The sequence below is a fragment of the Ruegeria sp. YTSC002 genome (assembly GCF_059609845.1).
In genome coordinates, this window is record NZ_JBXWML010000005.1 from 24,401 (window position 1) to 39,866 (window position 15,466).

At 57.1% G+C, this 15,466-nt stretch carries 9 protein-coding genes and 1 tRNA gene; 8 read left to right on the top strand and 2 right to left on the bottom strand.

The genetic code is table 11. The annotated features are described in order from the left end of the window. Positions 1-20 precede the first annotated feature (20 nt). Genes AC2FFD_RS11405 through AC2FFD_RS11415 form a run of 3 tightly spaced genes read left to right on the top strand, consistent with a single transcriptional unit; the run spans position 21 to position 3,330 of the window. Entirely contained in the window at positions 21-1,076 is a 1,056-nt protein-coding gene (locus tag AC2FFD_RS11405) for a quaternary amine ABC transporter ATP-binding protein (protein WP_257599862.1), read from the top strand. Next, positions 1,073-2,614: an ABC transporter permease gene (locus AC2FFD_RS11410; RefSeq protein ID WP_257599861.1), complete on the top strand. Its 1,542-nt coding sequence runs from the start codon at positions 1,073-1,075 to the stop codon at positions 2,612-2,614. Before AC2FFD_RS11405 ends, AC2FFD_RS11410 begins: the two co-directional genes overlap by 4 nt. Next, the gene (locus tag AC2FFD_RS11415) at positions 2,611-3,330 is read left to right on the top strand and encodes an alpha/beta fold hydrolase (RefSeq protein WP_496873108.1); all 720 of its coding nucleotides are present in this window, start codon (positions 2,611-2,613) and stop codon (positions 3,328-3,330) included. The genes AC2FFD_RS11410 and AC2FFD_RS11415 overlap by 4 nt, the downstream gene beginning before the upstream one ends. A gap of 267 nt (positions 3,331-3,597) precedes the next feature. Here the strand turns inward: AC2FFD_RS11415 and AC2FFD_RS11420 are convergent, their stop codons facing one another. Continuing rightward, on the bottom strand, positions 3,598-4,473 hold the full coding sequence (locus AC2FFD_RS11420) for a hypothetical protein (RefSeq protein ID WP_496873109.1): 876 nt from the start codon (positions 4,471-4,473) through the stop codon (positions 3,598-3,600). Between the two features lie 175 nt (positions 4,474-4,648). On the opposite strand from AC2FFD_RS11420, the gene AC2FFD_RS11425 reads away from it, so the two are divergent. After that, positions 4,649-4,724: transfer RNA gene (locus AC2FFD_RS11425), tRNA-Thr, on the top strand. Positions 4,725-5,378: 654 nt separating this feature from the next. After that, positions 5,379-10,991: a RecQ family ATP-dependent DNA helicase gene (locus AC2FFD_RS11430; protein WP_496873110.1), complete on the top strand. Its 5,613-nt coding sequence runs from the start codon at positions 5,379-5,381 to the stop codon at positions 10,989-10,991. Between the two features lie 280 nt (positions 10,992-11,271). On the opposite strand, the gene AC2FFD_RS11435 is transcribed toward AC2FFD_RS11430, so the two are convergent. Continuing rightward, positions 11,272-12,312: a LacI family DNA-binding transcriptional regulator gene (locus tag AC2FFD_RS11435; RefSeq protein WP_496873111.1), complete on the bottom strand. Its 1,041-nt coding sequence runs from the start codon at positions 12,310-12,312 to the stop codon at positions 11,272-11,274. A gap of 99 nt (positions 12,313-12,411) precedes the next feature. Between AC2FFD_RS11435 and AC2FFD_RS11440 the strand changes: the two genes are divergently transcribed. The 3 genes from AC2FFD_RS11440 to AC2FFD_RS11450 are packed head-to-tail and all read left to right on the top strand — an operon-like array spanning position 12,412 to position 15,402. Further along, on the top strand, positions 12,412-13,923 hold the full coding sequence (locus tag AC2FFD_RS11440) for a tripartite tricarboxylate transporter permease (protein ID WP_496873112.1): 1,512 nt from the start codon (positions 12,412-12,414) through the stop codon (positions 13,921-13,923). Continuing rightward, positions 13,920-14,390, top strand: coding sequence for a tripartite tricarboxylate transporter TctB family protein (locus tag AC2FFD_RS11445; RefSeq protein ID WP_496873113.1), 471 nt, complete (start codon positions 13,920-13,922; stop codon positions 14,388-14,390). Before AC2FFD_RS11440 ends, AC2FFD_RS11445 begins: the two co-directional genes overlap by 4 nt. A 49-nt stretch (positions 14,391-14,439) precedes the next feature. Then, positions 14,440-15,402 carry a tripartite tricarboxylate transporter substrate binding protein gene (locus AC2FFD_RS11450; RefSeq protein ID WP_257599854.1) on the top strand — a complete coding sequence of 321 codons (963 nt, stop codon included), beginning with the start codon at positions 14,440-14,442 and terminating at the stop codon, positions 15,400-15,402. Positions 15,403-15,466: the final 64 nt, after the last annotated feature.

Sequence of the window (15,466 nt, forward strand, 5' to 3'; positions counted from 1 at the left end):
TGCGCACCTCTGGGGGACCCATGAGCGACGATACCGTTATTGAAATCTCGAATGTCTGGAAGATATTCGGGGGCAGGCCCGAGGTGGCGCTGCAAGCGATCCGCGACCGCGGGTTGGACAAGGCCCAGGTGCTGGCTGAATACAACTGCGTTGTCGGCGTGGCGGATGTCAGCCTGTCGGTCAACCGAGGCGAGATATTCTGCATCATGGGCCTGTCAGGCAGCGGAAAATCCACTCTGGTCCGCCACTTCAACCGGTTGTTGGAACCTACCGCCGGCAAGATCGAAATCGAGGGCACTGACGTGATGGCTCTGGGTCCGAAAGAGCTCCAGCAGTTTCGCAACAACAAGATTGGTATGGTTTTTCAGAACTTTGCGCTGATGCCGCATCGGTCTGTGCTGGACAATGTCGCAATGCCGCTGGAAATCCGGCAGGTCAGCAAGAATGAACGCATGCGCCAGGCCGCCGCTATTCTGGATATCGTCGAACTCGGAGCCTGGGGATCGAAATTCGCACACGAACTGTCCGGTGGTATGCAGCAACGTGTGGGCCTTGCCCGGGCACTGGCGGCGAACCCGGATGTGTTGTTGATGGACGAACCGTTCTCGGCGCTGGACCCGTTGATCCGGCGGCAATTGCAGGATGAGTTCATCCGACTGAGCAAAATCCTGAAAAAGACGACGATCTTCATCACCCACGACCTAGATGAAGCAGTTCGCATCGGGAACCGGATCGCGATCATGCGCGACGGCAAGGTGGTACAGATCGGGACGGCCGAAGACATCGTCATGAACCCCGCAGATGACTATGTGGCCGATTTCGTTGCGGGCATATCGCGGCTCAAAGTGGTGCGCGCCCATGCGGTCATGCGGCCCATACCAGAGCATGTTGCGACCCATGGGCCGCTATCGGCAGATGCCCCACGTGTAAACGAGGGTGAGAACCTGAGCACGCTGATCAATCTGGCAATCGACAACGACAGCGCAATCCTGGTGGAGGACGGCGGCGTGGATGTTGGCGTCATAACCCGTGCCGATCTGTTGCGCACCGTGATCGAAGGGACCGAAGTGTCATGAGCACATCTGATGTGAACCCGCTGGAAGATACCGAAAGCGAAGCCGCATTGGCGTATGCCGAAGAGCGGCGCGAAAACATACGGGAATTTGTACGCACCAGCCCCGACTACTACATCCGCAACTTCGACAAGATCGGCGCGTCGTCCCGCTTTACACCAACCTTCAATCTGATGGCCGGATTGTTTGGTCCGGTCTGGTTCGGTGCCCGGGGCTTGTGGTCATGGGCGCTGCCATTTCTGATCCTCGAAACAATAGCCTATGTGCAGATCGCGCGCGGGATGTTCGGCGATCTGGCGGCCGAGGCTATGGAACGCATCGCTTCGATTGAAGGGACGCTTGAACTGCGCCGTCAGCAGTTGGCCGCTGCTATTGAAAACAATTCGGACAAGATCGACGTCTATCAGCGAACGGTGGACTCGCTCGAGGAAAACATAGGCGGCATCCGCGCCGAAGCCGAAGCGATGGCCGCGGAAGGGCCTTACATCGTTCTGACCGGACTGATCATTCTGATCATCGTCAAGCTTGTTCAGTCACAGGTGGCAAACTGGGCGCTCGAGGCGCGTTTCTCGGAATGGTTGTCAGATCGTTCAATCCGATCAGCAATGCCGGTATCGCAGATCGTGTTCAGCGCGGTATTCATGGCGCTGATCGTTGCTGCGGCGATGATGCATTACAGCTTTCCGGGGCGCTTCTCGTTGCTCAGCCATTTCCCGACAGACCCCAACATCCGTCTGACCAGCATCACCTGGGTGGAAGACTTCATCGCCTGGTGCGTGCGCAACAGCGAAGCGTTCTTTGACGGGCTGACATTCGGTATCCGTACACTGCTGGACGCGCTTGAGGTCATCTTGGTGCAGACGCCCTGGATCGTGATCGCCAGTCTCATCATTCTGCTGACATGGCTGACTGCGGGCGTCAGCACGGCAATCTACTCGGGCGCGTTTCTGGCCTATATGGGGCTGTTGGGCTTCTGGGAGGGCGCTATGACTACGCTGGCCTTGTTGGGGACAGCGGCGTGCCTGTCGATTGTCATCGGAATTCCGCTGGGCATGTTCGCGGCGCGTCGGCCTCGGTTTTATGCTTTCATCCAGCCGATCATGGACTTCATGCAAACCATGCCCGCCTTTGTTTTCATGGTCCCCGTGATCGCGTTTTTTGGTGTCGGCAAGCCGGCGGCGGTCGTGGTCACGATGATTTTCGGCGGCACACCAGTGGTGCGCCTGACCGTCCTAGGCTTGCGCGGCGTACCCGAAAGTGTACGCGAGGCGGCGATCAGTTTCGGCGCCAACAAATGGTACCTGCTCACCAAGGTCGACTTGCCGCTGGCAAGCCCGTCGATCCGGGCGGGGATCAACCAGACAATCATGCTGTCATTGGCAATGGTTGTCGTGGCTTCGCTGATCGGTGCCAAAGGGCTGGGCGAAGACGTTCTGGAAGCGTTGCAGTACGCGAATGTTGGCCAGGGTATCCTTGCAGGGTTCTCAATCCTGTTCTGTGCGATGATTCTGGATCGGATTGTGCAGGGCGGCCGGAAATGACACCCATCGTATTTGTCCATGGGTTTCTGGGCGGCAGTCGGCAATGGCAACGCCAGGTCGAGGCCTTGCAAGGTTACGATGTCATCACGCTGGATCTGCCGGGTTTTGGCGAAAATGCGCAACGCGACGCATTTTGCAGCATCTCGGGATTCGCGGACTGGGCTCTGAATGAGCTGAAGTTGCGCGATATCGAGACATTCCACCTGGTTGGTCACTCGATGGGTGGAATGGTCGCGCAGGAAATGGTTGCCCGTGCGCCCGAGCGTGTTGACCGTTTGGTTCTTTATGGCACCGGGTCCGTAGGAGTGCTGCCCGGGCGGTTCGAGACCATTGATACCTCGAAAACCCGTGCCTGTTCAGACGGGCCGAAAGTGACGGCGCGGCGGATTGCGGCAACCTGGTTTCTCGAACGCGAAAAAGCCCTGGAATACGAGCTTTGCGCCACGATAGCGCAGAAAAGCAATCTGAAAGCCATGCTCGCTGGTTTGGACGCGATGCATTCCTGGAGCGGTGCTGATAACCTGCCGGCAATCAAGACGAAAACGCTGGTTATCTGGGGGGATCGTGATCGCACCTATCCATGGAGTCAGACGGAACAGCTGTGGCAATCCATCCCGAATGCAAACCTCGCGGTGATTCCAAACTCTGCACATGCGACGCATCTGGAAAAAGCCGATCTGTTCAATGGGATATTACGAGATTACCTTGCTGCCTGATGCATTGCGCCAAACAAATGAACCGGTCAGATGATGCCAATCTGCGAAGAACCGGATGATCAATTTGGTCGAACGCCATGGTCCGTCAGATCCATCAGTTGATCGGCAGGCTTTTCCGTATCACCGCGTCGCCGCAAGACGCCCGGTTCGTGACCTGATTTTCAGCAGGGCCCCGAATAGGCATGCGCTCCTGCCCTCACGCCGGATTCGTGGAAAAGTTTCTTTCGCGCCATTTGTGCAACACAGCCGACAGCATTGCGCAGGCGATCAGATTTGCAAAACACGAACGTCGGGCATGGACCGGATCGTGGCCAGATCCTGCTCGTAAAGCTCTGTGAACGCTTCAACTATGTCAGAGTTCCAACCCGGCAAGTCGAGCTCTTCTTCGATCTGTTCCGGTCTGGCGTATTCGTCCAGAATATTTGCCATCTCTTCACGTCGGCCGGTCCGGTCAAGGGTGTCCCCTTTTCTCACGATGTCCAATACATGACGTTGTCCCGCCTCTGTCAAAAGAGAAGACAGGAATGCAAACTCTTCGTGAAGCACAGCCTCATCAGGCAATCCCGCTATGGCGCGGATGACATCGCCCCAGATAAGCGGGGAATTCTCGTGTTCCCACAAGGTGAGTTGAACCTGAGGCGCGAGATCCCGCAGGTCCTCGATCATGCCAAGCCAGCTGAGGCAGCTTAAATCGGTACTGGCCAGAATGTCCCGCCGATGGTCTTCATGGATCGAGGCCAGAATCTTTGGGATGAAAACCCCGGGGTTCACCAGTCCTGCAAACACCTGAACCTGGGCGCCATCCAGCAGAGAGTCCGTATGGGCCGTTCTATTCCCCGCAAACGGATAGATCTGGCCGTCTTGCAGCGCGGTGCGCCTGGGGCCAAAGAACTTGTCACTCGACACAACCACGCGGTCCAGGTTCTGGTTTCCGGCAACAAGCTCGGACAATCTGTTCCGTGCGTCTGCATCAGATACACCCTGCATAATCGATTCAGACATCACTTTCACGAATAGCCGGGACCGACGCGGCCCCAGAACCGCAGTTCGGTACTCGGCCAGGACCCTCCTATTCGCGCCAAGCGAGGACATCACCAGCCCTTCATCCGAAAAAGCAACACCGGCGTGGATGGCAACCTGCATTTTTCCTTTACCCCTTGGCTTTTCTGCATAGCCACGTCCGTTACCATTCGCGAGATACTTGCAACGGATGAATTCAGCGTTTTTTTGCACGTTCTCAGGAAATCGGGCAATGTCTAAGTTTGGGCTAAAATTCAGGCTTGCAGTCAACTGCCAGAGGAAGTAATCGACAGCCAGTGCCCCTATAGCTCAGCTGGTAGAGCAACTGATTTGTAATCAGTAGGTCCGCGGTTCGAGTCCGTGTGGGGGCACCACTTAAAACGCTTAGTTTTCAACGCCATAAAGTCAGTTATACCTAACAAATTCAGGTGCTTGCCTGTTTCTTGGTTGGGTTTGATATGGGTTAGAACGTAACGTGAACCTTGTAACGAACGCGGTTTTACAAGGACACGATATGCCGCAGCTTAAGTTCTCAGATTCGAACCTCAAAACGCTGTCAGCGGACAAAACGACATGGTTCACCGACCCAGATGTGAAGGATCTGCGCCTGTGCGTCACCAAAGGCGGGGTCAAAACATGGTAGGTCAAAAAGTGGGATTCTGAGGCCCGGAAGACCCGCGCCGTCAAACTCGGCCAATGGGCGAACCAAGGCACGCATTGCGCCTGGGACAAGAAACAGGTTGGCAAGGCGCTGCTCGCAATTCAGGAAGGCAATGCCCTGACCAAGGGCGAGCGCGAACCGAAACGGGCTGAGCTCGGCATCCCGACATTTGCGGACACACCGGAGCAATACAATACCCAACGGACAACGGCACGGGCGTCGAGCAACCGTCCAGATCGCCCGCCTGCCTGGCTTCGGCTGGGAAAAGGGAAAGTCGGGCCTCTGACGAAGGCCCGCAACAACGCCGTTGTACAATGTCTCAAAAAGGTATTCTCTGACTTCACCCATTAACAGTTGCGCATCACAAATGAACGGTCGACATACCGAATTTCTTTCCAAATGTCTGTCCATCGATCTGGAGGTGGATCCCAAAACCGCCAAGGTATTTGCCTTTGCCGCCGTTCGAAACGATGAGCAACCAGCTTTGAAGTCGGGCGCCAGCGCGCTGGAGAAAAATCTCGACCGCCTTGAAGAGGCCATCGCAAGTGTTTCACACCCGATTGGTCACAATTTTCTGCACCACGATATGGAACACCTGGTCGCCGCCAGACCACGGCTGGGCCGGATCATGCAGGCCCCGATTGATACGCTGTGGCTGAACCCGCTGGCCTTCCCGCGCAACCCCTATCACCATCTGGTCAAACACTATCACGACGGGCGGTTGGCCGCAGGGCATATCAATGATCCGGAACTGGACGCCCAGCTTGTCTTTGAGGCACTGGCCAATCAGCTCGACGCTTTTCAAAACCTTGCCCAAAGCGAGCCGGATGCCCTTGCAGCCTATCACTACCTGACCACCCGAATGGAACAATCGGAAGGGTTCGATGCGGTTTTCCAGTACCTACGAAAAGCCAATTGCCCGCCGCAGGATGAAGCCGTCACTGCCATCCGCCGGATGCTGGATGGTCGGGCTTGTGGCAAAAGGGTCGAACAGACTCTGAGGCGGCTTGGCAATCCCCGAAACGGATGGCCCATGGCCTATGCCCTGTCCTGGATCACCGTAGCGGGAGGGGACTCGGTCATGCCGCCATGGGTCCGGGCGCAGTTTCGCGAGGCATCTCTGATTGTCCGGCATCTCAGGGATACGTCCTGCAAAGACCCCGCCTGCCTGTGGTGCGCGGAACAGAATGACCCGGTCCGTGCGCTGAACAGGTGGTTCGGGTTCGACAGTTTCCGCCCACAGCCTGTGGATCCAGATGGTCGCCCCTTGCAGGAGCGCATTGTCGATGAGGCAATGTCCGGAAACAGCCTGTTGGGCATTCTGCCAACAGGCACCGGCAAGTCCGTGTGTTACCAGGTGCCCGCTTTGTCGCGGTTCGACAAAATCGGGGCGTTGACCGTGGTCATTTCCCCGTTGGTCGCGCTGATGGCCGATCAGGTTCAGGGTATGGAGCGCGTAGGTATTTCCTGTTCCGTGACTGTGAATGGTCAGATGTCCATGCCCGAGCGACAAGACGCGCTGGACAAGGTTCGCATGGGCGATGCGGGCATTCTGATCATCTCGCCCGAGCAATTGCGCAGTACGTCCATCCGGTCGGTGCTGGCACAGCGCGAAGTTGGCCTGTGGGCTATTGACGAGGCGCACTGCGTGTCGAAATGGGGTCATGATTTCAGGCCGGACTACAGGTATCTGGGGCGGTTCATCAAAGAGTTCTCGGGCGACCAGCCCCCTGCCCCGATCCTTTGCCTCACGGCGACCGCCAAACCCGAGGTGATCGCGGATATCGTCGAGCATTTCCAGTCTCGCGCCGGGGTCGAACTGCTGTCGCTTGATGGTGGGGCATCGCGGAAGAACCTGACATTTGATGTCAGGCCTACAACTAAGAACAGCAAACTGACCGATGTCCTGAAAGTGATCGAAGAGTTGCTGCCCGCTGAGGGCCGATCCGGCGCCGTGATCTATTGCGCGACGCGTAAAGAGACCGAGCGCGTTGCCGAGTTTCTGAAATCACAAGGCATGGACGCTGCACATTTCCACGCCGGGCTCGGGTCTGATGACAAACACGATGTCCAGGAACGGTTCCGGGTCGGAGACCTGCGGGTGATCGCAGCCACCAACGCTTTTGGCATGGGCATCGACAAACCCGATATCCGGCTGGTGGTTCATGCAGACATACCCGGGTCGTTGGAAAACTACCTACAGGAGGCTGGGCGCGCCGGACGCGACCGCGAAGGCGCCGATTGCGTGCTTTTGTACGCCGGGGATGATGTGGAGCGCCAGTTCAGGCTGTCTGCGGGTTCGCGTTTGGCACGGCATGAAATCGGAGCCATTCTGAAAGCCCTGCGCCGGATCGACGAGCGCACACGCAAGACTGGCAAGATCGTCGCCACCGCGGGTGAGATTGTCCGAGACGAAAAGGATCAAGAATTCGAACGGGACAGCGCGACGGATGACACCCGTGTCAAGACGGCGGTGTCATGGCTTGAGGAAGCGACCCTTGTCACGCGCGAAGAGAACCATGTTCGTATTTTCCCGTCTTCGCTGACGGTCGGCACCTTGGACGAGGCGAAACAACGGCTTGCGGATGCGGAGATCACCCAAGCGTATCGCAAACAATTGCTGGCCATCGTGCAGCATCTGGTTTTGGCCCCGGCGGATGAAGGGATCTCAACCGATCAGCTCTGCGGCGTCAGCGGTTTGACACCCGGTGCACTGACCAAGGCAATGGCCAATCTCGAAAGCTTTGGCATCGCGCGCAACGACGTCGCGATCACGCTCTTCATCCATGTCGGTGTGGCGCAATCGTCTTCCGGACGCCTCACGCAGGCTGCAAATCTGGAGCGGGATTTGATCGCATCGATGCGAGAGCTGGCACCGGATGCCGACAAGGAAACGCCAATGCCCCTGAACCTGCAGGAAACCTGCCAGCGTCTGCGCGATCAGGACCACACCGATGCCCGCCCTTATATCATCGACAAACTGATCCGGGGCATAGCACGGGACGGCAAGGGGCAGGATGGTGGCACCGGCAATATCAGGTTGCGCAAAATCAGCAGGAACACCCTGAACGTGACGCGGGTAAGATCGTGGGAAGTCATTGCCCAGACGGCCGAGCTCCGGTGGCAAGCGGCTGAAATTCTACTAAAATTCCTGACCGGGCGGCTTGACAAAGGCGCGCGCGGCAAAGACCTGCCGGTTGAAACCACTGTGGGTGACCTTCTGGCGCAGCTCACGCAGGATGCCGTTTTGAAATCCAGCGGTCTGCGCGACATGACCAAGCTTTTGGATCGCTCGCTGCTGTGGATGCATGAACAGGGCGTGCTGACATTGGGGAAAGGGCTGACGGTGTTCCGCCCCGCCATGACCATATTCCTCAACCCGAAAGGCGGCCAGTTCACGCAATCCGACTTCCTTCCTCTGGAAGAGCATTACGCCGAACAGACGCTTCAGACCCATGTCATGGCAACTTATGCAGAAACCGGTCTGGACAGGATGACGGACGCCGAACGCCTGTCGGAAGATTATTTTCTGCTCAACAAAGAGCAGTTCATGAAACGTTGGATGCCCGGCATGGCACGTGAGGTCCGACGACAGACAACCAACAAGTCCTGGACCGCCATTGTCGATGATCTGGGCAACAAGGTCCAACAGGACATCGTCGCGGACGATCGCGACCAGACCAATGTTCTGGTTCTGGCGGGCCCCGGATCGGGGAAGACCCGCGTTCTGGTGCATCGGATCGCTTATCTGTTGCGGATGAAGCGTGAAGACCCGCGCGGTATTCTGGTACTGGCCTACAACCGCCACGCTGCTGCCGAAATCCGTGTTCGGCTGCGGGCGCTGGTGGGCGATGATGCGGCGGGGGTCACGATCTCGACGTGCCATTCGCTTGCAATGAAGCTGGTTGGAGCCAGTTTTGCCGGGGTTGAGGCCGCAACGGAAGATTTCGACAATGTCATTCTGGAGGCGGTGCGCCAGCTCAGCCCCGAAGGGCTGACCAAAGCCGAAGCCGAGGCACAGCGCGAAAGCCTGATACAAGGGTTTCGCTGGATATTGGTGGACGAATATCAGGACATTGGCCCAGAGGAATATGCGCTCATTTCCGCCGTGGCAGGTCGGTCGCTGGAAGATGCCGAACTTAAACTCAGCCTGTTTGCCGTGGGCGATGATGACCAGAATATCTATGCCTTCAACGGTGCCTCGGTCGATTTCATCCGCAGGTTCGAAGAGGACTACAAGGCCAGACCATCATTTCTGATCGAGAATTACCGCTCGACGGCTCATATTGTCGAGGCCGCCAATCAGGTCATATCCAAAGCGGCTGATCGAATGAAGGCGGACCACGATATCAGGATAAATCAGGCGCGAGTTTCCCAACCCAGTGGCGGGCGTCTGGAGGAGAAGGATTCCGTTGCCCAAGGTCGAGTGCAGCTGCTTGACGTCCCACCCGGCGCCATGCCGCAAGCGGCGGTAGCCATCGATGAGCTGATACGCCTGTCTCGACTGGACCCCAATTGGAACTGGTCCCGCGTTGCCGTGATTTCCCGAGACTGGAAATCACTGGATGCCGTTCGGACCTATGCCGAGGTGCAGGGATTGCGCGTGGATATGGCCAACGAAGAGCTTCCAAATGTTTGGCGATTGAGGGAAACCCAACGTCTGGTATCCGGGTTGCGCGGGAAACAAGGCGCACTTCTGGGTATTCAGGACATCCTCACGGTCCTGAATGATCAACCTCGCAACAAATGGGTGGATTTGCTGGCAGAAGGTGTGGCGGAGCTGGCCCGGGAGTTGGGCACCAAAACCATGCCGGTACCTGACATCATTGAATGGATTGCTGACTGGTCCCGGGATACGCGGGGCGAACAGCGCGGATTGCTGTTGCTGACGGCGCACAGGGCGAAAGGCCTTGAATTCGACCATGTCGCCATTCTGAACGGCGGCTGGACGCGGGTTTCGAAGGAAGAAGATCCCGAAGCTCCTCGTCGCCTGTTCTACGTGGCAATGACCCGTGCACAGCAAAGCCTGACCGTGCTGACATCCGGAGAGCACCCGTTTCTGAAATCGGGTTCAGATTCAGTTCTGCACAGGCGCGTGACGCCCGACCTGAACGAAACCTCGTTGCCCGCAACGAAATACCAGATGCCTGCGCTGGATATCGTGGACTTGTCGTTCGCCGGTCGCCAAGGGGATGCACATGACGTGCACAAGGCCGTGCGCTCGGCCAAGGTCGGGGACTCTCTTTCCCTGGTGTTTCAACAACCTCATTGGGTCTTGCTGGACGCCCAAAACCGTGTTGTCGGACGTATGGCCAAATCGTGGAAGCCCCCCCGTGGGCATGTGTTCGCCTCTGGTCAGATCGGTGCGATTATCAATTGGCGCAAAATCGACAGCAGTGAAGACTATGCACACTATCACAGGCGCGACAGCTGGGAGACGGTACTGCCTGAGCTGATCTTCCGACATGAGAATGCCGAAGCCTCGAATGCTCCGCTGATGCCGACAACCCCAGAGGCTGACCAGACGGACCGTGCCCGGGAAAATCCATATCGACAAACGGCGCACCCTTCTGCACAGGCTTTGGAGGTCTTGGTTCCAGAACCACAGGAGATTGAAAAGCCGCCGAAACGCGACCTCAAAACGTTCATCGAAACAGTTGTTGCCGAGACAGGTTCCTGGGATGGTCTTTCGGCGGCGTTGGCAGAGAAAAACATAGTACTGGCGCCCAAGGGCGGCGGCCTTGTCGTCAAATACGCTTCGACCGGCGAAGAAATCACCAAGATTTCTGCGCTTGGCTTCAAATACATCGATCTGATCCGCCGTTACGGCGAAGGTTTCCCGGATCACCACGCGACTTGGCTGGTCGAAAAAGCGTTGAACGACGACTATGTTCCCAAAGGCCCACGGCGATCCAGAAAAGCGGGAAGCCGCGAAAAAAAATCGAACGACGATGACGATTTTTCGCTGATCGAAGATTGATGGATTGGCTGCTTCGAAAGATCAAGTGGCCTCTGAACGGCCCCGTGCCGGACGTTCAAGGGTCATGGGTGATGCTGCGATCAAAGATGTTCGTTCAAGGGACTTCCTTGTGCGTTTTTCGACAAGCGCAAAACATGGTCGACGCGGAGTATCGACCTTCTCAAAAAGAGCATTTGATTGGCAACAAACCAAAAGAGCAGACTTTCGACGCTGATGTTTCGACACCGCCCGGTCAAGATACTGGTCTCGGAACTTGTATCGGTGAAGGACGTCCCGAGCTTCACCTGGACCGCGCTCTTGATGGGGTGGATGTCGATGCCCTGGTCAGCACTTTCAGGTCGCACTTGGTTGTCGTGATCCTTTCGGAATGCTCTGCGACAATGTTTGTGATCAATTCCGCGGACAGGGCGCCAATGCGCTTGGCCGGGATGCGAATGGTCGAGAGTGACGGTTCGATTTCGCTTGAGCCTTTGAAATCTCCGATTCCCATGACGGACAGGTCTTCGGGAACACGCACACCGCAGTGTTTTGCCGCGTACAGCACGCCCTGAGCGATAATGTCATTGCCGCATAATATAGCGGTGGGACGTGGTGAATGATCCAACAAGCTTATGCAGGCGCGTTTGGCCTCCAAAATGCTGTAGGGAGCTTCCAGGCGCCATTGTTCGGGAACCTCGATCCGTTCCAATCGCAATTCTTCCAAGGCGCCGTGCAACCGGTCATATGCGCGATCATTCCCAGCGGGGTCGGGAAAGATCAAACCTATGTCGCGGTGCCCCAAATCCAGCAAGTGGCGTGCGGACAAACGGCCAGCCTCTGAATTCTGAACACCCACGCAAGACAATCGCGCTTGATCGTCATAGTTCCAGATTGCAATCGACGGAACACCCTGTTGTTCGATCAATTGATAGGTCGCCTCCGAGTGTTCAAGCCCGATGAGCGCAAGCCCGTCAACGCGATGCTCCATCAGTTTGCGCAGCATCTTGTATTCGCGCTCCAGATCGAACCCGTGCGAAGCAATCAACATCGTGAAGCCATGCCGGTCCAGCCCGTCCGAGAAGGATTGGATCAGTTCAGCGAAGATGGCGTTGTCGATTGTCGGCACCACCAGCCCGACAGTTCCGCTGCGTCGGCCGTGCATGACTTGCGCGGCGCGGTTGCGAATGTAACCAAGCTTCTGCACCGCCCGGTCGATCTTTTTTCGAGTCGCCGGCTTGAGCAATTCCGGATGATTGAAGCTTCTCGAAACTGTCGAGATGGAAACACCGGCAACCTTGGCAACAGCGACAATATCCGGCTTATCTTTATGTTTTTTAACCATAAATTTCGCTCATTCGAGGCTTTTTATGAAAACATTTGCAAAACTATTTTCATCTCTTAGCCTAAAATGTCAACGCGCAAACAAACACAGGGATGCAACGTGGAATTTCTGTATTACTTCGGAGATGTCTTCACACCGGTCTCGTTCGGGCTGTTGCTCCTGGGCACGATTGGCGGGCTGATTTTGGGGGCAACCCCCGGACTGTCGCCCACCATGGCCGTGGCCCTGCTGATCCCATTCACGTTTCATCTGGCACCCGTTCAGGGGCTGATCCTTCTTGGCGCGGCCTATACCTCGACGGTCGCGGGCGGCGCGGTCAGCGCCATCCTTCTGAAAATCCCCGGAGCGCCCGCAAACATCGCCACGACGCTGGATGGGCATACGATGGCCAGGCAGGGCAAGGGCGCACAGGCGTTGCAACTGAGCTTTATGGCATCTGCCGTTGGGGGGGTGATCGGAGTGCTTCTGCTCATCTTCCTGACACCGGTTCTTGCGCAATGGGCGTTGGCCTTTGGACCAAGCCACCTGTTCTGGCTCGCCATCCTGGGCGTAACCGTCATTGGGTCGCTGGATAGTGCATCCGTTGTCAAAGGATTGCTGTCGGGATGCATCGGTCTCTGGCTTGCGACCATTGGCTTCGATGACATCATGGGGGCGCAACGGTTCATCTTCCACCCGGCGCTTGGCGGCGGCATCAACATTATCGCCGCGCTCATCGGGCTCTTTGCCATTCCTCAGGTCCTGACCATGTTCGCCAAGGGTCGAAATGCGGCAAATGCCGAAGTGATCGAGGTCGAAAAGCATTCGATCATGGATGCGGTGCGTGAGCTTCTGCGCCGCCCGAGAGCGCTGAGCATCGGCACCGTTACCGGCTCGATCATCGGGCTGATTCCGGGTGTCGGTGGACAGATCGCGGGTTTGGTCGCTTATGACCAGACCAAGAAATTCAGCCCAGAGCGCGAGAAATTCGGAAAGGGCCACAGCGAAGGCGTGATCGCGGCGGAAAGTGCGAACAACGCCATGGTCGGCCCCAGCCTTGTTCCGCTTTTGACGCTCTCGATCCCGGGGTCGCCGACCGCAGCGGTGTTGCTGGGCGGCCTGTTGATCCACGGGATTTTTCCGGGCACGGACCTTTTCGACAACCACCCGGATGTTGCCTGGACCTTCATCAACTCGATGCTGATCGGACAGGTGTTGATGTGCATCTTCGGGCTTTATGTCGCTGGTCTTGCCGCCCGGGTGGCGCAGGTACCGCAAAGCGTCATGGCCGCAGTTGTTCTGGGCCTGGCAGTCTTCGGAAGCTATTCAGTTCAGTCCAGCATGGGCGACGTCTATGTCATGGCGGCTCTTGGAATCATGATGTACTTCCTCGAGCGTTTTGGCTTTTCAGCTGCACCACTGGTGCTTGGCCTGATCCTTGGCCCGATTGCCGAGGCGAACTTCATTCAAGGATCGATGATTGCAGGGGCCAGCGAAGGGATGGCCAGCTACTTCCTGACGGGAACGCTGAATATCGTTCTGATCGCAATCGTCATCGCTTCAATCGCCTATTCAGTCTGGATGGAGCTTCGCAGTCGTCGCTACATATCAAAAGAGGAGATCATGGCATGAGTTCCGTCAGTCTTCCACGCGCACAACATGTCGTGGCGTCCGGCGTCATTGCCGCCGTCGGGATCTGGGTGGCATGGGTCAGCTATACCCAGCAACCGGCCGAAGCCTTCCTGTTCCCACGCCTGATTTCGACCGTGTTTGTCGTTCTGGCCCTGTGGACGTTTGCCAAGGCGCTTCTGGGCTGGACCAAGGTGGGCAACGGCGTCTCGCGCAAGGATTTCATTTGGCTTCTGCCTGGCTTGGCTATCGCGCTCATCTACATCTTTTGGGCCGCCAAGACGCTGGGGTTCTACACCGCCGGAACGATCACATTCTTCTTGCTGCTCAGCTTCTATGACCCTGCACCGCATGGAGAAATCAAAACCTGGACCAGGCGTGTGATCATCACGATCGGGTACTTGGCCGTAATGTATGGGCTCTTCGCCATGCTTCTCAAAGTTTACACGCCACGAGAAATACTTTTCTGAAAAAGACCGCGCGAAAAGCGGCTTACGCAAATCCAAGGGAGGATCTGAAATGAAATATCTACTGGCAGGCGCTGCACTGGCGCTGATGTCCCTGACCGGTGGCGCGGCCGTGGCGCAGGACTACCCCGAACGCCCCATCATGATGATGGTCAGTTATGGTGCGGGTGGCGCCACCGACTTTCAGGCGCGTATCGTCACAATGACTGCAGGCAACGAAGACGCGCTTGGAATGCCCATCGCGATCATCAACAAGCCGGGGGCAGGTGGCCGTGTCGGCTGGAACTGGTTTGCGACACAGGCCGAGGCTGATGGCTACACGCTGGCGGCTTACAACATCCCGCATTTCATCGCCCAGTCGATCAAGGGCGGCGTTGAATATTCGGCAGACAGTTTCGAGCCCATCGCCAACTGGGGCGCAGATCCTGCGGTATTCGTCGTGGCCAAAGACAGCCCCTTCAATTCCATGCAAGAAGTGGTGAACTATGCCAAGGAGAACCCGGGGAAGCTGACCTTTTCGGGTGCGGGCCTGTTCGTCGGGCACCACATCGCCGCCTTGCAGCTTGAGAAGGAAGCCGGGGTCAAAATGGCGTACATCCCGACCAAGGGCGGCGGTGCGGCGGCCATGAAGGCCGTGATTGCAGGCGACGTCATGGGCGGCGTGAACAACCTGTCCGATGCGTTCCGCGCGCAGGAAGCCGGAAATGTCAAAATCCTTGGCGTATTCGATCTGGAACGCAACGCGTTCCTGCCGGACGTCCCCACACTGAAAGAGCAAGGCTATGACATCGACAATGCCAGCGTGAATTTCCGCGGTGTCATGGTCCCCAAGGGCACCCCGCAAGAGGTCATCGACAAACTGGCCGCAACAGTCCCGGAGATGTTCAAGAACGCGCGGGTGGCAGGAAAAATGAAAGCCGGTGGGTCACCCATGCACATCATGACCCGCGAAGAGGTTCAACAGATGTGGGCCGCACGTCAGGAAACCCTGCAAGAGCTTCTGGCGGGTCTTTGACGATTTGAGCAGTGGCACAGGATGGGGCGGTTTCCGCCCTGTCCCCACCAACAGGAATTCAATG